General features: G+C 62.8%; 14 protein-coding genes. 8 read left to right on the top strand and 6 right to left on the bottom strand.

Annotation, left to right across the window (positions count from 1 at the left end):
- Window positions 1–11: 11 nt before the first annotated feature.
- The gene (locus ACEXP3_RS07745; RefSeq protein WP_377296725.1) at window positions 12–1,259 is read left to right on the top strand and encodes a hypothetical protein; all 1,248 of its coding nucleotides are present in this window, start codon (window positions 12–14) and stop codon (window positions 1,257–1,259) included.
- Between the two features lie 88 nt (window positions 1,260–1,347).
- Here the strand turns inward: ACEXP3_RS07745 and lysS are convergent, their stop codons facing one another.
- The 5 genes from lysS to ACEXP3_RS07720 form a co-directional block, all read right to left on the bottom strand.
- A complete protein-coding gene (lysS, locus tag ACEXP3_RS07740) occupies window positions 1,348–2,844 on the bottom strand; it encodes a lysine--tRNA ligase (RefSeq protein ID WP_377296724.1) in 1,497 nt (498 codons plus the stop codon).
- Window positions 2,845–3,081: 237 nt separating this feature from the next.
- Window positions 3,082–4,539: a glutamate--tRNA ligase gene (gene gltX, locus ACEXP3_RS07735; RefSeq protein ID WP_377296903.1), complete on the bottom strand. Its 1,458-nt coding sequence runs from the start codon at window positions 4,537–4,539 to the stop codon at window positions 3,082–3,084.
- A gap of 111 nt (window positions 4,540–4,650) precedes the next feature.
- Window positions 4,651–6,423, bottom strand: coding sequence for an SLC13 family permease (locus ACEXP3_RS07730; RefSeq protein WP_377296723.1), 1,773 nt, complete (start codon window positions 6,421–6,423; stop codon window positions 4,651–4,653).
- A gap of 127 nt (window positions 6,424–6,550) precedes the next feature.
- The gene (locus tag ACEXP3_RS07725; protein ID WP_377296722.1) at window positions 6,551–7,315 is read right to left on the bottom strand and encodes a TerC family protein; all 765 of its coding nucleotides are present in this window, start codon (window positions 7,313–7,315) and stop codon (window positions 6,551–6,553) included.
- Window positions 7,316–7,527: 212 nt separating this feature from the next.
- The gene (locus ACEXP3_RS07720) at window positions 7,528–8,211 is read right to left on the bottom strand and encodes a TetR/AcrR family transcriptional regulator (protein ID WP_377296721.1); all 684 of its coding nucleotides are present in this window, start codon (window positions 8,209–8,211) and stop codon (window positions 7,528–7,530) included.
- 136 nt (window positions 8,212–8,347) lie between these two features.
- On the opposite strand from ACEXP3_RS07720, the gene ACEXP3_RS07715 reads away from it, so the two are divergent.
- The 5 genes from ACEXP3_RS07715 to xylA all read left to right on the top strand — a co-directional run bounded on the left by ACEXP3_RS07715 (window position 8,348) and on the right by xylA (window position 15,298).
- The gene (locus ACEXP3_RS07715) at window positions 8,348–9,559 is read left to right on the top strand and encodes an HlyD family secretion protein (RefSeq protein WP_377296720.1); all 1,212 of its coding nucleotides are present in this window, start codon (window positions 8,348–8,350) and stop codon (window positions 9,557–9,559) included.
- Window positions 9,560–9,589: 30 nt separating this feature from the next.
- Window positions 9,590–11,179 (top strand): DHA2 family efflux MFS transporter permease subunit, encoded by a 1,590-nt coding sequence (locus tag ACEXP3_RS07710; RefSeq protein ID WP_377296719.1) that lies wholly within the window; start codon window positions 9,590–9,592, stop codon window positions 11,177–11,179.
- 136 nt (window positions 11,180–11,315) lie between these two features.
- A complete protein-coding gene (locus ACEXP3_RS07705) occupies window positions 11,316–12,341 on the top strand; it encodes a LacI family DNA-binding transcriptional regulator (RefSeq protein ID WP_377296718.1) in 1,026 nt (341 codons plus the stop codon).
- 26 nt (window positions 12,342–12,367) lie between these two features.
- The gene (xylB, locus tag ACEXP3_RS07700) at window positions 12,368–13,816 is read left to right on the top strand and encodes a xylulokinase (protein WP_377296717.1); all 1,449 of its coding nucleotides are present in this window, start codon (window positions 12,368–12,370) and stop codon (window positions 13,814–13,816) included.
- A gap of 171 nt (window positions 13,817–13,987) precedes the next feature.
- Entirely contained in the window at window positions 13,988–15,298 is a 1,311-nt protein-coding gene (gene xylA / locus ACEXP3_RS07695) for a xylose isomerase (protein ID WP_210105497.1), read from the top strand.
- 70 nt (window positions 15,299–15,368) lie between these two features.
- On the opposite strand, the gene ACEXP3_RS07690 is transcribed toward xylA, so the two are convergent.
- Window positions 15,369–16,388 (bottom strand): LacI family DNA-binding transcriptional regulator, encoded by a 1,020-nt coding sequence (locus ACEXP3_RS07690; protein WP_377296716.1) that lies wholly within the window; start codon window positions 16,386–16,388, stop codon window positions 15,369–15,371.
- 196 nt (window positions 16,389–16,584) lie between these two features.
- Between ACEXP3_RS07690 and ACEXP3_RS07685 the strand changes: the two genes are divergently transcribed.
- On the top strand, window positions 16,585–18,111 hold the full coding sequence (locus tag ACEXP3_RS07685; RefSeq protein WP_377296715.1) for a sugar ABC transporter ATP-binding protein: 1,527 nt from the start codon (window positions 16,585–16,587) through the stop codon (window positions 18,109–18,111).
- A gap of 91 nt (window positions 18,112–18,202) precedes the next feature.
- On the top strand, window positions 18,203–19,213 hold the full coding sequence (locus ACEXP3_RS07680; RefSeq protein WP_377296902.1) for an ABC transporter permease: 1,011 nt from the start codon (window positions 18,203–18,205) through the stop codon (window positions 19,211–19,213).
- Window positions 19,214–19,233 lie beyond the last annotated feature (20 nt).

The following is a 19,233-nucleotide window of genomic DNA, read 5'->3' as shown; positions in this document are numbered from 1 at the left end:
GAGGTCCAGGCGTGAAAGGCGTGAAGATACGACTGTCACGCACCCTTTGCCTGGTTCTCGGCGGCGTCGTTCTTCTCGGCGGCGGCAGCGGAGCCTTGGCGCTCTACATCGGTTCCGACAGACTTCTCGGCCCCTCCTACCTGGAAGTGAACGGGCTGCAATGCACCACGCTGCAACTGGTGAAGATCAAACGCGATGGTCACTACTGGGTGCGCAAATATGTCTTCACCGACCGGGGCGACGGACCGGCGCGATTGAAGACCGCGCTTCGCGTGGCAAAGTCCGTGCAGGCGGCGGAAAAGGCGGATCTCGTCCAGATCAGCGTGCTGGACAAATCGGGGCCGACGCTGAGGGCGGGCATGCGCGGTCGTGCCATCGGGGCACAGGTGGTTTATATTCCGACGCCATCCAAGGACGCGGATGTTCCAGAACCCGTCTACTCGGCCTTCTATTTCGAAGGCCCGGCCTCGGCCAAGGGCGAGTATTTCGGAACGCGCATCGAGCCGACGCTGGGTGATATCGAAAAGATTGCAGCCAGCCTGACCGACAAGGCCGATTGCGTGTCACCTGTCATCGAAACGCAGCACAAGGACGATGGTCACGGTGCGCCGAAGGGCAAGAAGAAAGCCAAGGGAGGCGGCCACGACGCCGCCGCCGATGCCCATGGTGGTGGTGATGCCGGCCATGGCGGTGGTGCAGAAAAGCCTGCCGAAGGCCATGGTGGCACGCCGGTTGCCGGAGACGGCGACAAACCCGCAGCCGGAGGCGGTCATGGCGGGGAAGGCGGTGCACCGGCTGAAAAGCCCGAAGGCGGCGGCCTGATCAGTTCGCTGAAAAGCATGGTGTTTGGCAGTCCCGCACCGCAGACCGCCGCCGCCGATACGCAGTCCCATGGTGCAGGCAGCGGGCCTGCGGAACCAGGGGCGGCGCACGCAGCCGATGCGGCAAAAGCCGCGCCTTCCGCGCCCGAGCAGACCGCCGCCGCAGAAGCACCTGGCCTCTTTGCGCGCGCCAAGGCCATGATCTTTGGCAGTGACGCACCAAAGCCGGTTGTCGAGCCGGCCGCTCATGCGCCGGCAGGAACACCGCTACAGGGGGAAGAGGCTGCGGCACCATCCGTTGCGTCCGCGCCGGCGCAGGATGGCATCGACCCGATGAAGGTGGCCGCGCCACACGCGGACGGATCGCACGCGGCTGAACCGGCATCGGTGACCAACGATGCCGCGCCCGCACCGAAAGCGCCCACCGTCGCCCAATGATCCCGTCTCTGTTATTTCTTGTCCAAATGCTGGACAGCAAAACGGCCCGCCAATGGCGAGCCGTGATCATCAGTGCGTGCGGTTCTGATCAGTCCGCCTTGTTGCGGCGGGCCGGGAAGAGAATGATGTCGCGGATTGAGGGCGAATTGGTGAGCAGCATGATCAGGCGGTCGACGCCGATGCCAAGGCCACCGGCCGGCGGCATGCCCTGGTCGATGGCATCAAGGAACTCGTCGTCGAGCTGCTTGTCCTTCTCGCCACGGGCATGCGCCTGTTCCAGCTGCTCTTCCATGCGGCGGCGCTGTTCTTCTGGATCGTTGAGTTCGGAAAAGGCGTTGCCGACTTCCCAGGCATTGCAATAGGTCTCGAAGCGTTCGACCAGACGCGGCTCGCCCGGTACTTCCTTTGCGAAGGGAGAAATGTCCTTCGGGAAATGCGTGACGTGAGACGGCTGGATCAGCGTGCCCTCGACCTTTTCCTCGAAGATGAAGGCGAGGCACTCGCCCCAGGTCCAGTCCTTTTCGACCGCAAAGCCGGCGGCCTTGGCGGCGGCGCGGGCTTCTTCATCCGTCTTGATCGAGAGGAAGTCGATGCCCGTTGCTTCCTTGACGGCATCCGGCATGGGCACGCGCTTGAACGGGCCCTTGAAGGAGAGCGTCTTGTCGGCAAAGGCGACATCCGTCGTGCCGTGGATCGACAGCGCCAGTGTTTCGAACAGGCGTTCGACCAGGCCCATCATGTCCTCGTAGTCGGCATAGGCCCAGTAGCACTCCATCATGGTGAACTCAGGATTGTGCCGGGTGGAAACGCCTTCGTTGCGGAAGTTGCGGTTGATCTCGAACACCTTGTCGGAGAGACCCGACACCAGTGTGCGCTTCAAGAACAGTTCCGGCGCGATGCGCAGGTACATGTCCATCTTCAGCGTGTTGTGGAAGGTCTTGAACGGATCGGCGGTCGCACCGCCATAGACCGTCTGCAGCATCGGGGTTTCCACTTCGAGGAAACCTTCGCCTTCCAGGAAGTGCCGGAAGCCGGAAACGATCTTCGAGCGCTGCTGGAAGCGCAGTTTGCTCTCGTCATTGCTGAGGATATCGAGGTGGCGCTTGCGGTAGCGCAGTTCGATGTCGGAGACGCCATGCCACTTTTCCGGCATCGGCAGCAGCGACTTCGTCAGCATGGTGATTTCATGCGCGTTGATCGTCAGCTCGCCGCGCTTGGTGCGGCGCACGATGCCTGTCACGCCGATGATGTCGCCGATGTCGATCATCGCCAGCATCTCGCGGGCGGCTTCCGGCGTCGTGTCCTTGTGGGAGAAGATCTGCACCTTGCCCGAGGCATCGCGAATGTCCATGAACATGCCGGAATTGCGCGAGGAATAGACGCGGCCCGCAACGGTCACGACGTCCTGCGTTTCCACGTCCGCTTCGAGGCTTTCGTATTTTTCCGAAAGCTCCGCATTGGTCAGCGTCCGGTGGAAATGCGCCGGATAGACGTCGCCGATCTTTTCGCGCAGCAGCGCCAGTTTCTGGCGGCGCACTTGCGTGGCGTCGGAGGAGAGGGCGGTTTCGGTCTTCTGTTCGGTCATCGGTTATCGCCTTTTGGGGCCGTGTTGTCTGTTTGCCGGCGCGGCTGCCTGGTGATGGTGCTCCGAGCGGCCCTGTATTTCGTCATCCTCGGGCTTGACCCGAGGATCCATTCATCGGCTTGAGGGGTCTTCCAGGATCTGACGTTTTCGCATCTGGTCCTGGATCCTCGGGTCAAGCCCGAGGATGACGGAGGAAGACGCCAACGTGGTCTCGGATGGAGACCCGCCTCTTCGCCCTTACTTCTCTGCACCCACCAGGGATGCCACCACGGTTGCGGCAATTTTGAGCCGCTGGCGCACCACGGAGCGGCCGAGCAGCGCCATTGAGTCAAACAGTGGCAGCGAGCGCTGCGAACCGGACATGGCAACAAACAGCGGCGGGGTGACGACGCGCAGCTTCTTGCCGAGCTTGTCGGCCACGGCGCGCAGTTCCTGGTCGATGCTTTCCACCGTCCATTCCGGCATTTTTTCGAAATCGGCCTGAACGGTGTTGATGATCTCCAGCGTCTCGGCGGGCGAGGTCTTGAGGCCCGCAAACGAGGCGGGCGTCAGGCCGACGTCGCTGGCGAGCAGGAAGCCGGCCAGGTTCGGCAATTCGCCGAGCTTGGAAATGCGGCTCTGGGCAAGCTTCAGGCCTTCCGTCAGCCGCTGGTTTTCAGAGGCCCATTCGAAGCTGCGGGCAATGAATTCCTCCGGCGACAGCTTTTCGCGCAGCCAACGACCGTTCAGCCAGTCGAGCTTCTGGATGTCGAAGATGGCGCCGGCCTTGGAGAGCGCTTCCGGATCGAATTTGTCCGCCAGTTCCTCCATGGTCAGCAGTTCTTCGCCTTCGGCGATCTGCACGAAGAACAGGCCAAGGAAGTTCATCAGCGCTTCCGGCAGGTAGCCCAGCGCCGAGTAATAGGAGATCGAGGTCGGGTTCTTGCGCTTCGACAGTTTTGACTTGTCGGCATTGCGCATCAGCGACAGGTGCATGAACTTCGGCTCCTGCCAGCCGAAATAGCGGTACAGCAGGATGTGCTTCGGCACGGACGCCAGCCACTCTTCGCCGCGCGCCACATGGGTGATCTTCATCAGATGGTCGTCGATGACGTTAGCCATGTGATAGGTCGGCATGCCGTCGGCCTTGATCAGCACCTGCATGTCGACGGAATTCCACGGGATCGACACGTCGCCATAGACGCCGTCGTTGAACTCGCAAGCCCCTTCCGTCGGGATCTTCATGCGCACGACGGAGGTTTCGCCGGCGTCCATCTTGGCGGTGACTTCTTCGGCGGAATAGCGCAGGCAAAGGCCGTCATAGCCGGGTGCCTTGCCGGCGGCACGCTGCTCTTCGCGCATCTTGTCCAGGCGCTCCGGCGTGCAGAAACAGCGGAAGGCATGGCCCTTGTCGAGAAGTTCCTGCGCGTAGGGCCAGTACATGTCCTTGCGGTCGGACTGGCGATAGGGACCGTAGGGGCCGCCGACATCGGGGCCTTCCTTCCAGTCAAGGCCTGCCCAGCGCAGCGCGTCCAGCACTTTCTGCTCATATTCCGGCGTCGAGCGCGAGGCATCGGTGTCCTCGATGCGCAGAATGAACTCGCCGCCCATCTTCTTGGCGAAAAGATAGTTGAAAAGCGCGATATAGACTGTGCCGACATGCGGCTCGCCGGTCGGGGAAGGTGCGATACGGACGCGGACGCCGGAAGTGGTCATGGGTGCCTGCTCGAACTGGAAAAGCGCCACGAGGGGCGCAATCTGGATTTCGGGATTGGCAGGCCTTAGCGCATATTCTGCGGGAAGCGTCAAGATTTATGCGGCAATCCGTCAGGTCACCGGCCATACCCACATCAGCGCCGGCACCGAGACCAGCACGATCAAAAGCGACAGCGGCAGGCCAAGGCGCGGGTAATCGGAAAACCGGTAGCCCCCCGGTCCCATCACCAGCGTGTTGCACTGGTGCCCGACGGGGGTGAGGAAATCCGAGCCGGCCCCGATCGCAACTGCCATCAGAAACGCTTCCGGGCGGAAGTTGAGCGTGGTGGCAAAGCTCACGGCAATCGGTCCCATCACCAGCACGGTCGCGGCATTGTTGAGGAAGGGCGTCACAGCCATGGCCGTGACGAGAATCAGCGTCAGCGCGCCCCAGGGCGGCAGGCTGTGGGCGGCGGTGCCGAGCCAGTGCGCAATCAGTTCGCTTCCGCCGGAGGTGCGAAGGGAATCCGACACCGGGATCAGCGCGCCGAGCATCACGAGGATCGGGCCGTCGACCGATTTGTAGATGTCGGTGAGCGGCACGGCGCGGAACACCGCCATGCCAAGCGCTGCGGCAAAGAAGGCAACGGCCACCGGCGCATAGCCCAACGCCGTGGTGATCATGGCAAGCGCCAGGATGGCGATCGGGATCAGCGCCCGCCTTTGCGTGCCCAGCATGATCTCCTGCTGCGCCAGCGGCAGCAGCGAAAGATCCTGCAGCACGGTCGGCAGCGTTTTGCGCCCGCCCTGCAGCACGATCACGTCCCCTTCGCGCAGCACGAGGTCGCGCAGGCGCTCCCGCAGACGCTCGCCGCGCCGGCTGACGGCCAGCAGATTGACGCCGCGCGTATAGGAGAGCGCCAGATTGGCCGCCGAGACGCCGGCAAGCGCCGACTGGCGCGAAATCACGCATTCGATGGAGACGAGATCCTGCAGCGGCTGGCCGCTTTCGCGCAGCACCTTGCCGGACAGTTTGAGCCGGGCGCTGGACGTGGCCCGTTCCAGAGCCGACGAGCGCCCCTCCAGTAGAACGGAATCGTTCTCCCGCAGGATGAGGTCCGGCAAGGGCGACATGCGGGCTGCGCCGCGCAAGACGGCGATTGCCACCACCTCGTTGTCGCCAAGCTTCAACAGGTCGCCGAGCGGCTTGCCCAGAACCGTCGACTGTTCCGTGACCACCGCCTCCGACGCGTAATTGGAAATTTCCACCGCATCCTCGATCGAGGCTGTCTGCTTGGTGCGCTCCGGCACCAGCCAGTAGAAGAACAGCAGGAAGGTGATGCCGACGAGCGCCAGCAGGCCGCCAACGGGCGTGAAGTCGAACATCGTAAAGGGCGCGCCGGTCATTTCGCCGCGAAGCCGCGAGACCACGATATTGGGTGACGTGCCGATCTGCGTCATCAGGCCGCCGAGAAGCGCGGAAAAGGCCATGGGCATCAGATACCGCGAGGGAGAAACGCCGGCGCGGCGCGAAAACTGGAAGGCGACCGGGATCATGATCGCCAGCGCGCCGATGTTCTTGATGAAGGCCGACAGCAATGCCACGACGATCATCAGAAGCGCGATCTGCGCGCGCACGGATGTCAGGTTGGGGAAGAACTTCTTGATTGCCATTTCCACGACGCCCGAGCGGGCGACGCCGGCACTGACGACCAGCGCACTGCCGACAATGATGACGATATCGTCGGAAAAGCCGGAAAAGGCATCATGGGCGGGCACGACGCCCAGAAGCACCGCCGCCACCAGCGAGCAGCAGGCGACGACGTCATAGCGAAAGCGATCCCAGATGAAGGCCCCCATCATGGCGGCGATGACGAGAAAGGCGAGGATCTGTTGGGTGGTCATGCCGCTCCAGGAGTGGCGGGACCGGAAGAGGCCGCCGCGAAAGGGGTTTGGGGTGCCACCTCAAATGCGGCGGAACCCCGAAAGTTCCAAGACCTCGCGGCGGTCATTCTGCGCAGCCGGAGGCGCGTCAGTGAACGGTATCGGTGCCGGATCCGCCCTGCCTGCGCTTGCGGGCATTGCGCGAGAACATGTTCAAGACCTCGACCAGTGCCGAAAACGCCATGGCGGCATAGACATAGCCCTTGGGCACATGAAAGCCCATGCCTTCGGCAATAAGCGTGGTGCCGATCATCAGCAGGAAGGCGAGCGCCAGCATGACGATGGTCGGGTTTCGCTCGATGAAATTGGCAAGCGGTGTTGCTGCCACCAGCATCACGGTCACGGCCGCGATCACCGCAATCACCATGATCGGCACATGCGGCGTCATGCCGACGGCCGTGATGATGCTGTCGATGGAGAAGACGAGGTCGAGCAGCAGGATCTGGCCGATGGCGGAGGCAAAGCTGGTGGCGACCTTGCCGGACACCATGTCTTCCTTGTGATCGACCGGATCGACGCTGTGGTGGATCTCCTTGGTGGCTTTCCAGACGAGGAAGAGGCCGCCGGCGATCAGGATGATGTCCTTCCAGGAAAAGCCCTGGCCGAAGACTTCGAAGACCGGCGTCGTCAGCTGCACGATCCAGGCGACGGTGCCCAGAAGGCCAAGCCGCATGACGAGGGCAAGGCCGATGCCGATCTTGCGGGCCTTTTCGCGGTTTTCCGGCGGCAGCTTGTTGGTGAGGATGGAGATGAAGATCAGGTTGTCGATACCGAGCACGATCTCCATCACCACCAGGGTGACGAGCGCGACCCAGGCGGCGGGATCCTGGACCAGTAACATCAGGTTCTGCATAGGTGAAAGCCCCTTGGCGCCGCAGGAGTGCTGGCTTTTCGAAATGTAGCCGGGATGCCTGATGAATCAAGCCACCGTCATTGGGCCATTGCGGAAGAGCCGGTCTCTGCAGTGCGAAATTAATACACTGTCAGCGCCTTAGGAGGGATGCGGGCTTCTGGCGCCCGCGCACACCCGAACGCGCGCAAGGGGTATACGGGCGAGCCGCTTTTTTATTCCGTCGCGAAAGCAGATTTTTTTGCCCCGTAGCCGGCCATGAACAGCGTCACGCCGGCACTCACGATATGCTCGATCTCGTCCTCAGGGGGAGGGGTGCGCATGCTGCCGAACAGACGCAGCTTCAGGAACGATCCCGTGCACAGTTCTATGAACTGGCGGGCGGCAAGCGAAATGTCATCGGTTGCAAGCGCGCCACGCTCCACCTGCCGCTCGATGAAATTCTCCAGAACCGTGCGTACGTTCAGCGTCTCGTCGCGGAAAAACCGTTGCGAGAGGTTCGGCATGCGCGGAGCAACCCCGATCATCGTGCGCATGGCCGAGATGGTGTCGTTGCTGGTGACGTGCGTGGCAAAGCCGACGCCGAAGCGAAACAGGCCATCCTCCACGTCATCGACGCCCGTCAGGATATCCTGCAGGGATTGGGCAAGGCGTGCCTTTTCGCGCTCCATGAGAGCGGCGAACAATTCGTCCTTGTTGGCGAAGTAGACATAGATCGTGCTTTTCGATACGCCTGCCTCGCGCGTAATGTCGTTCATGCTGGCCGCGTCGAAACCGGTCGACATGAAGATGCGCTTGGCGCCGTCAAGGATCTGTTCGCGCTTGACGGGGTCCTCGCCAGCGGCAAATCGGCCGGTCGGGGTTTGGGCGTCGCAGGGAACGCAGCTGTCTTCAGGCATTCGTGATCCCGGTTTTAAAACTTTTCGAACCAGATGGTTCGATTGCACTTGATATGTGCTAAGGATCACTCTATGTCAACCACAATTGAACCGATCGGTTCGATCCGTTCGTTCTCCTTCCTCCATGGTGCTCCCGATGACTGCATCTCCTCAATCCGGTCCTCTTCGTGTTGTTTCAAAGGGCGCAGATGCCGCTGGACAGGCGGATGCGCGCACCGAAGCACCGATTGGTGAAAAGAAGCCGGCCGGTGCCGACCAGGGTGCTGCAAAGACCGGTGAGGGCGCGCCTGGGAAGAAAAAGAAGAGCTTTGTCCTGCCGATCCTCGCGGTGGCGCTCATCGGCGCCGGCGGCTGGTACGGTTACAACTGGTGGACGGACGGCCGTTTTCTGGTTTCCACCGACGACGCTTATGTGTCCGGCGATATCGCAGTGATTTCGCCAAAGGTGTCCGGCTATGTCGAAAAGGTCAACGTCGTCGAAAACCAGACGGTGAAGGCCGGCGATCCGCTCGTCACGCTCGATCAGGGCGATTACCGCATTGCGCTCGAGCAGGCGCAGGCCAATGTCGAAAGCGCCAATCTGGCGGTCGCGCGCATGGATGCGCAGATTACAGTCGGCGAGGCGAGCCTCAAGCAGTCGCAGGCACAATTGAGCGCGCTGCAGGCGGCGCTGCGCGGTGCCGAGATTACCCAGAAGCGCCAGACGGAACTGGCCTCCAAATCCGTCGGCACCGCAGCCGATCTCGACAATGCGCAGATTGCGCTCGAGCAGGCGCAGGCCAATATGGCCGCAGGCCAGGCAGCCGTCACCTCGGCGGCCGCCAATGTCGATCTCCTGCGGGCCCAGCGCACCGAAGCCGTCAACACGGTGCGCCTGCAGGAGCTTGCAGTCGAGCAGGCCAAGCGCGACCTCGATTTCACCGTGCTGAAGGCGCCTTATGCCGGCACCATCGGCAATCTGTCGGTGCAGACGGGTGACCTCGTCTCCAGTGGCAAGCGGCTCGCCTCGCTGGTTCCGCTCGATGCCCTCTATATCGATGCGAATTTCAAGGAAACGCAGATCGGCCATATCGCGGTCGGGTCGAAGGTCCGCGTTCACGTCGATGCTTTCGATGAAGACACGATTGAAGGCACGGTCCAGTCGATTGCGCCGGCCTCCGGCGCCGTCTTCTCGCTGCTGCCGCCGGAAAATGCCACGGGCAACTTCACCAAGGTCGTCCAGCGCGTGCCGGTTCGCATCGCCGTGCCGCAGGATGTGTTGAACGAACGTCGCCTGCGCGCTGGCCTCAGCGTCGTTGCCGATGTGGATACCCGCACCGCTCCCTCCGCCCACGCGGCGGCCAACTAACGGCTGAGGCTCCGGCAAAGGAGAACCAACATGGCCGCCACAACAGCGACTGCGGGTGCCCCGGCCGGTGCCCGGCCCGTCGATCCGCCCATGGACAAGAGGAAGATCATTGCCTTCTTCGCCATGGTGGTCGGCATGTTCATGTCCATCCTGGATATCCAGATCGTCTCCGCTTCGCTGTCGGAAATCCAGGCCGGCCTGTCGGCCGGTTCCGACGAAGTGGCCTGGGTGCAGACCTCCTACCTCATCGCGGAGGTCATCATGATCCCGCTGTCGGGCACGCTTGCCCGCATCCTCTCGACGCGGGTGCTGTTTACCGTCTGTGCGGCGGGCTTCACGCTGTCGAGCGCGCTCTGCGCCACCGCCACCAATATCGACCAGATGATCATCTACCGCGCCATACAGGGTTTTATCGGCGGCGGCATGATCCCCTCGGTGTTTGCGGCGGCCTTCACCATCTTCCCACCCTCTAAGCGCGCCGTCGTCTCGCCCATCATCGGCCTCATCGCGACGCTTGCGCCGACGATCGGGCCGACGGTCGGCGGCTATCTCAGCAATGCCTTTTCCTGGCACTGGCTGTTCCTCGTCAACATCGTGCCCGGCATCATCGTCACGCTGATGGCCTGGACCTTCATCGATTTCGACAAGCCCAATCATGAACTGATGAAGCGCTTCGACTGGTGGGGCCTTATCTCCATGGCGGTGTTTCTCGGCTCGCTCGAATACGTGTTGGAAGAGGGCAACAGCAAGGACTGGTTCAGCGACGAGCATATCGTTCTTGGAACGGTCGCCATGGTCATCGGCGCGGTCGTCTTCTTCTGGCGCGCCTTCAAGGTGGATTTCCCGGTGGTGGATCTGAAGGCCTTCACCAACCGCAATTTTGCCTTCGGCTCGCTGTTTTCCTTCGTCATGGGCGTCGGCCTTTACGGACTGACCTATCTCTACCCGCTGTATCTGGCGCGTATTCGTGGCTACGACGCGCTGATGATCGGCGAGACCATGTTCGTCTCGGGCCTTGCCATGTTTTTCACGGCGCCCGTCGCCGGCATGCTTTCGGGAAAGCTCGATCCGCGCCTGATGATGGCTATCGGCTTCTTCGGCTTTGCGTCAGGCACCTATCTGATGACAGGGCTGACTGCGGACTGGGATTTCTACGAGCTTTTCCTGCCGCAGATCCTGCGTGGATGCTCGATGATGCTGTGCATGGTGCCGATCAACAACGTGGCGCTCGGCACGCTGCCGCCGCAGCGCATCCAGAATGCATCGGGTCTTTATAACCTCACCCGAAACCTTGGCGGCGCCGTCGGCCTTGCCATCATCAACACCTTGCTGACCCAGCGGTCCGACGAGCATTATGCGCGTCTGTCCGAACATGTAAATTACGGCAATCCGGCTGCCCTCAACTGGCTGGAAAGTGTCGGGGCGAACTACAATGCCTTTGGCATCGACGGTTCGACTGCCGCTCTCTCCAAGCTGTCCGGCATCGTAACCCAGCAGGCCACCATCATGTCCTTCATGGATGTGTTCATGGGGCTGACGGGCCTGTTTGCCAGCCTCATCCTGCTGGTCATGATGATTTCCAGGCCAAAGGCCGCGCCACCTCCCGGCGCCGGGCACTGAGCCTCCACACGAGATCCACCGCCTGAGAGGGGCCGTCACGTAAGGGGCGGCCCTTTTCACATGCTATCCGCACGGATGGCGATTTTTTGATTTACGTACCTCAAATTCGCGTCTATGTGTTCTGCCGGGAGGACACATGAAGCCGACGGTTCACGATATTGCTGCCCATGCAGGCGTCAGCCTTGCAACCGTGGACCGTGTGCTGAACGGTCGAAGCGGCGTGCGCGCAGTCACCCGGCAGCGTGTGGAAGAGGCCGTGGCAGCGCTCGGTTTCGTGCGCGACGTGGCCGCTGCCAACCTCGCCAAGGGCCGCGTCTACACCTTCACCTTCATCCTGCCGGCCAACGATAATTCCTTCATGATCAGCCTGCGCGGCGAGGTGGCGGCGGCCGCAAGGCGTGCCGCGGCCGAGCGCATGGCGCTGAGCATTATCGATGTACCGGCCTTTGACGTGCCGGCGCTTGTCGCCGCGCTCGAGGCGGTGGCGGACGCACGGCCGGATGGCGTCGCCTTCGTCGCAATCGATGCGCCGCCGGTGCGCGCCGTCGCACAACGGCTGGTGGCGGCCGGCATCCCCGTCGTCACGCTCGTCTCGGATCTCGGCGAGGCGTCCCGCACGCATTACGCGGGGATCGACAACATTGCCGCCGGCCGCACCGCCGGCATGCTCACCGGCCGCTTCCTGCAGGGGCGCACGGGCCCCGTGCTGCCACTGTCCGGTTCGCTGATGGTGCGCGACCACCGCGAACGGCTGGATGGCTTTGCCGCCGTCATGGCGGAACGCTTTGCCGAACGCGCAATCCTCGCGCCCGTGGAAGGCCGCGACGATCCGACAAGGACGGAAGACCTGATGGGCGAGGCGCTTTCGATCCACGGCGATCTGGCCGGCATCTACAGTTTCGGCGCCGGCAATCGCGGCCTCATCCGCGCCATCGAGCGGTTGCCGGCGAAGACCCGGCCGGTTGTCATCCTGCATGAGCTGACCGATGTCACACGCGCGGCACTTGTCTCTGATCTGATCGACGCGGTGCTCAATCAGGATGCCGGCCATGAAGTGCGCAGCACGATCCGGGTGCTGAAGGCGGCGGCCGATGGATCAACCGTGGTGGAGGCGCAGGAGCGCATCCGCATCGACATTTTCTTGAAAGACAACCTGCCCTGACAGGCAGCATGAGGAGGACTACCAGCATGTATCTCGGTCTCGATCTCGGCACGTCCGGCGTCAAAGCCATGCTGATCGATGCGAACCAGCGCGTCATCGGCTCGGCCACGGCCGCCATCGATGTCTCGCGCCCGCATCCGGGCTGGTCGGAACAGGATCCGGCCGACTGGATCCGTGCGACGGAAGAGGCGGTCGCGGGTCTGAAGGCCACCCATGGTGCGGCTCTGGCGGCCGTTCGCGGCATCGGCCTCTCCGGCCACATGCATGGCGCAACCCTGATCGATGCTGACGACAAGGTGCTGCGCCCCTGCATCCTGTGGAACGACACCCGCTCCTTTGCCGAGGCGGCGAGCCTGGATGCCGATCCGCGCTTTCGCGCCTTGACCGGCAATATCGTCTTTCCGGGCTTCACCGCGCCAAAGCTTGTCTGGGTGAAGAACAACGAGCCGAAGATCTTTGCCAAGGTGGCCAAGGTGCTGCTGCCGAAGGATTATCTCAGGCTCTGGCTGTCGGGCGAGCATATCTCCGAAATGTCGGATTCGGCGGGCACTTCCTGGCTGGATACGGGCAAGCGCGCCTGGTCCGATGCGCTTCTTTCGGCAACAGACCTCACGCAGGCGCAGATGCCGGCCCTGGTGGAGGGCACGGCCGAGGCCGGGCGTCTTCGCCCCGAGCTTGCCGCCGCCTGGGGTATGACGCAGAGCGTGGTGATTGCCGGTGGCGCCGGCGATAATGCGGCGTCGGCCTGCGGCATGGGAACGGTGGCGGAAGGCCACGCCTTCGTGTCGCTCGGCACCTCCGGCGTTCTTTTTGCGGCAAACGGCTCCTACCTGCCGAAGCCGGAAAGTGCGGTCCATGCCTTCTGCCATGCCTTGCCCAACACCTGGCACCAGATGGGCGTCATCCTGTCGGCCACCGATGCGCTGAACTGGCATGCGAAGGTGACCGGAAAGACGGCCGGCGAGCTCTCCGCCGAGGTGGGCGATATCCTGCATGCCCCGACCGGCGTCACCTTCCTGCCCTATCTTTCGGGCGAGCGCACGCCGCACAATGACGCAAAAATCCGCGGCGCCTTCATCGGCCTTGGCCATGAGACCGACCGTACAGCCCTGACCCAGGCCGTGATGGAAGGCGTGACGTTTGCCATCCGCGACAGCCTTGAGGCGCTGAAATCCGCCGGCACCCGCATCGACCGCGTCACTGCCATCGGCGGCGGTTCGCGCTCGCGCTACTGGCTGTCGTCGATTGCCACGGCGCTTGGCGTACCGGTCGATATTCCGGCCGACGGTGATTTCGGCGCAGCCTTTGGCGCGGCCCGCCTCGGACTGATCGCGGCAACCGGCGCCGATCCGCTTGCCGTCTGCACCGCGCCTGAGACGGCCGAGACGGTGGAGCCGGTCGCAGGTCTGACATCGGCTTACGACACCGCCTATCACCGTTATCGGGCGCTTTATCCGGCGATCCGAGGACTTTGAGGAAATTGCCCCTCACCCTGACCCGCTCCCCGCACGCGGGGGGAGGGAACGGAACGGCTGCGGCGCAACCCCTTCTCCCCGTGAACGGGGAGAAGGTGCCGGCAGGCGGATGAGGGGCAGCGCTGTAAGGCGCACGGACAGGAATAGACACCCACCAAGGAGGAACCACCCATGTCGACAGGCTTTTTCGGCGATATCGCCAAGATCAAATATGAAGGTCCGGACAGCACCAATCCGCTCGCCTTCCGCTACTACCAGCCCGACGAGATCGTGCTCGGCAAGCGCATGGAAGACCATCTGCGTTTTGCCGTTGCCTATTGGCACACGTTCGTCTGGCCGGGCACGGACCCGTTCGGCGGCAACACCTTCGAGCGTCCCTGGTTCAAGGATACGATGGATGCGGCCAAGCTGAAAGCCGACGTGGCCTTCGAATTCTTCCAGCTGCTCGGCGCGCCCTATTACTGCTTCCATGACGCCGATGTACGCCCGGAAGGCGGCTCGTTTGCCGAAAACACCAAGAACCTCAACGCAATCGTCGATCACTTCGAAAAGAAGCAGGCCGAAACCGGCGTGAAGCTCCTCTGGGGCACGGCGAACATGTTCTCGCATCGCCGTTATATGTCGGGTGCCGCGACCAATCCGGATCCGGACGTCTTTGCCTTTGCGGCAGCCACCGTAAAGACCTGCATGGATGCCACCCAGCGTCTCGGCGGCGAGAACTACGTGCTGTGGGGCGGCCGCGAAGGCTATGAAACGCTCCTCAACACGGATCTCGGCCGTGAGCTGGACCAGATGGGCCGCTTCCTCAACCTTGTCGTGGAATACAAGCACAAGATCGGCTTCAAGGGTGCCATCCTCATCGAGCCGAAGCCGCAGGAGCCGTCGAAGCACCAGTATGACTATGACGTCGCCACGGTCTACGGCTTCCTCAAGAAGCATGGCCTCGAAAACGAGGTGAAGGTGAACATCGAGCAGGGCCACGCCATCCTTGCCGGCCACACCTTCGAGCATGAGCTGGCGCTTGCCAATGCGCTCGGCATCTTCGGCTCCATCGACATGAACCGCAACGACTACCAGTCCGGCTGGGATACGGACCAGTTCCCGAACAACGTGCCGGAAATGGCCCTGGCCTATTACCAGGTTCTGGCGGGTGGCGGCTTCACCACGGGCGGCACCAATTTCGACGCCAAGCTTCGTCGCCAGTCGATCGATCCGGCCGATCTGCTGATCGGCCATATCGGCGGCATGGATTGCTGCGCCCGCGGCCTGAAGGCAGCCGCAAAGATGATCGAGGACAAGGCGCTTTCGGCTCCGCTCGAAGCCCGCTATGCCGGCTGGGCCTCGGACGACAGCCAGAAGATGCTGCGCGGCGAGCTGTCGCTCGATGACATCGCAGCGCTTGTCGAAGCCAAGAACATCAACCCGCAGCCCAAATCCGGCCAGCAGGAACTTCTGGAAAATATCGTCAACCGCTACGTCTGAGCGGGACATTCCTGACGCGACAGCAAGCCGGGGCAGACCATCGCCCCGGCTTTTTCATGCGCAGAGCGCTTTAACGCCTTGCCGGTTCCGACACCGACCCGCGCACGATCAGGTCCGGCAGGATGAGGATCTCGCGATGCTCCGAACCTGTCTGGCCGAGATTTTCGAGAAGCAGCGCCATGGCCTGCCGGCCAATCGCCGAGCGTGGCTGGCGGATGGTGGTGAGCGCCGGCTTCACATAGGTCGCCTGCGGCACATCGTCGAAACCGATGACGGAAAAATCCCGCGGCAGGTCGTAGCCGCGGGCCGAAAGCCCGTTGATGACGCCAAGGGCCGTCGCATCGTTGACGCAGCAGAAGGCGGTGGGCAGCGTATCGCGCATGAACAGTTGTTCAACGGCAAGGCGGCCGCTTTCAATCGTGCCGTCGCCATCGAGCACCATGCGCTGGTTGGCGGGAATGCGGGCCGCATCCATGGCCAGATCATAGCCCTTGCGGCGCCGCTGGTGGCCAAGCCGAGTCTTGCTGTCGCCGATGAAGGCAATGCGGCGATGACCGGAGGAGAGAAGATGTTCCGCCGCCTTTCGCCCGCCCGCCTGGTCGTCCACGCCGACGTAAGGTGTGGCGCTGTCGAAAACCGGTTCAAAGACAGCAACGGAGGGCGGCAGGCGCTCGCTCACCACCTGATGGCCAAACGGCTGGTGGCCGGTAAACAGCACCATGCCGGCCGCCTGGCTGGAACTCAGGAATTTCAGATATTCCAGCCCGCGTTCGGGGTCGTTCTGGGTATGGCCGATCAGCACGCCGTAGCCATGGGCGCGCGCCTCGTTTTCCAGCCCGATCAGGATGGAGGAGAAATTCGGGTCGCCGATATCGGGCGCCAGCACCAGGATCATGTTGGAACGGCCCATGCGCAGCGAGCGGGCCATGGCATTGGTGGTGTAGCCGGTGATGGCAATCGCCTGGTTCACCCGCTGGCGTGTGGATTTCGCCACCTTGTCCGGCATGTGGATGGCGCGGCTGACCGTTGCAATCGACACCTCGGCCAGGCGGGCGACATCTTCGATCGTGGCGGGCGCTGAATTCGACAAGGCTTGGCGACCATCTGCTGGAGAGGTGTCCGGCTCGGGACGCCCGGATAGCCGGAGACGTTAGCGATGCAATGAGCGCAGAGGAAGCCGGGTGGAACGGATAATCCCCTGATTTTCATAAATGTAAACCTTTACATCAGGCGTGTAAAGGTTTACACGGTGAGAGGTGGTTGAGGAGCCACCGGGGAGGGTTTGCATGATATCGGGCAGGGACGAGGCGCGGCAACCCGTGCTCGTGGGGGAGCGCATCTCCAAGTCTTTCGGCGACGTGCAGGTGCTGTTCAGCGTCGATTTCGACGTTCTGCCCGGCGAAATCCATGCGCTGATGGGCGAAAACGGCGCCGGCAAATCGACGCTGGTCAAGATCCTGTCCGGCTTCGAGCAGCCGACCTCCGGTCGCATCCTGCTGGACGGCCAGCCGGTGACGCTTCCGCGCAATGGGGCGGCCGAAAGTCTCGGCATCGTCATCATCCACCAGGAATTCAATCTTGCCGAACACCTGACCGTGGCGGAAAGCCTCTATCTGGGCCGCGAAGTCACCCGTTTCGGTATTCTGGACCGGCGTTTCATGCGCCGGGAAACGCGCCGCGTGCTGGACGAACTGGGCTCCCATATCCATGAAAACGCGCTGATCGGATCGCTCGCCGTAGCCGACAAGCAGATGGTGGAGATCGCAAAAGCGATCAGCCGCGATGCCCGCATCATCTTCATGGACGAGCCGACGGCGGTTCTGTCGCGGGAGGAGACCGCGATCCTGTTTCGCGAGGTGCGCAAGCTGCGCGAAAAGGGCACGAGCTTCGTGTTCGTCTCCCACAAGCTGGACGAGGTGATGGAACTGACCGACCGCGTGACGGTGCTGCGCGATGGCCAGTGGGTCAAGACTGCGCCGACATCGGCGCTCGACGGCGAAGCGATTGCCCAGCTGATGGTGGGGCGTGAGCTGTCCAGCCTTTATCCCGCAAAGCACGAGCCGGATGTGGATGAGGAGGTTGTGCTGTCGGTCAGCGGACTGTCCACCGGTTATGTGCGCGATGCCAGTTTCGATCTGCGCAAGGGCGAGGTGCTGGGCTTTTCCGGCCTGATCGGCTCCGGCCGCACCGAACTGATGGAGGCTGTTGCCGGTCTTCGCCCACGCGCCTCCGGCGTGGTGACGATCCGCGGCAAGCAGCTTGTGGCGGGCGATTTTCGCGCCGCCAATGCCGAAGGTCTTGCCTATATGACCAAGGACCGCAAGGGGCGCGGCCTGCTGCTTGGCGAGGGCATGACGGTAAACCTCACGCTGCAGGCGATCGACCAGCATCTGCGCCATGGCTATCTCGATCCGAAAAGCGAAGCCAAGGCAATGATGCGGGCGAAGCGTCGCTTCGACATTCGCGTGCGCGACGAGCATGTGCGGGCAGGGCGCATGTCGGGTGGCAACCAGCAGAAGCTGCTGCTTGCCAAGATCATGGAAATCGAGCCGAACATCATCATCATCGATGAGCCGACGCGCGGCATCGATGTCGGCACCAAGCAGCAGATCTATCATTTCATCGCAGCGCTTGCGCGCGAGGGCCGCTCGATCATCGTGGTGTCCTCGGAAATGCCGGAGGTTATAGGCCTTTGCACCCGCGTTGCCGTCATGCGCGAGGGTCGCATCGTAGGCATGCTGGAGGGCGAAGAGATCAGCGAGCAGCAGATCATGCGCTATGCGGCGGGCCTGCGCCAGCAGCTGGCCAGTTGAGACAGGAACCGGCCCGCAGGGGCGGGATCAGGACAGAATGACGAAGGGCCGGCTGCCGCATGCAGCCGCTGCCGGGGAGCCAAGGGACGAGATGACGAGCGAAACGCAGGCAGATACGGGCCACCGCCGGGCAAGAACCTGGCGCGATATCGATCTTCGGGCAGTCGCGCCCTTTGCAGCGCTTTTTCTGCTGTTGATCGTGGGGGCGCTGGTCAACCCGAACTTCATCGGGCTGAACAATCTCTCCAATGTCGCCACCCGCTCGGCCTTCATTGCCATCATCGCGGTCGGTGCCACCTTCGTCATTTCGTCCGGCGATCTTGACCTTTCGGTCGGCTCCATGGTGGCCTTTGTCGCAAGCCTCATGATCCTCTTCATGAATTCCGGCGTCATTGCCGATCCTGCCCTGATGCTTCTGGCGGCGATCGTGCTCACGCTCGTCATCGGCTCGCTCTGTGGCCTCGTCAACGGCCTCATCACGACGGTGGGCCGCATCGAACCGTTCATTGCCACGCTTGGCACCATGGGCATCTACCGCGGCCTCACCACCTGGCTCAGCCAAGGCGGTGCCATCACGCTGCGCTCCGCCGAGCAGCAGGCGCTCTATCGCCCCGCCTATTTCGGCTCCGTGCTTGGCGTTCCGGTGCCGATCCTCGTCATCCTCATCGTCACCGCCATTGCCGCCTTCATCCTTTATCGCACGCGCTATGGCCGCCATGTGACGGCGGTCGGCTCGAGCCGGGACGTGGCGCGCTATTCCGGCATCGCGGTCGACAAGGTGCGCACGGCGGCCTTCATCATCCAGGGGCTTTGCGTGGCGATCGCGGTTCTTCTTTACGTGCCGCGTCTCGGCTCCACCTCGGCCACCACCGGCATGCTGTGGGAACTGCAGGCGATCACCGCCGTCGTCGTCGGCGGCACGGCGCTGAAGGGCGGGGCGGGGCGTGTCTGGGGCACGATCTGCGGCGCCTTCATCCTCGAGCTCGTCGGCAACATCATGCTTCTGTCGAATTTCATCTCGGAATATCTGATCGGCGCCATCCAGGGCACGATCATCATCATCGCAATGCTCGTCCAGCGTTCGCTGGCGCGCAAAACGTGACGCGGCCGGGCCTTCGGGGT

Origin of the sequence: Neorhizobium fuzhouense (assembly GCF_042611105.1) — a bacterium.
Taxonomy (GTDB): Bacteria; Pseudomonadota; Alphaproteobacteria; order Rhizobiales; family Rhizobiaceae; genus Neorhizobium; species Neorhizobium galegae_A.
This window is presented reverse-complemented; position numbering and strand designations above follow the sequence as displayed.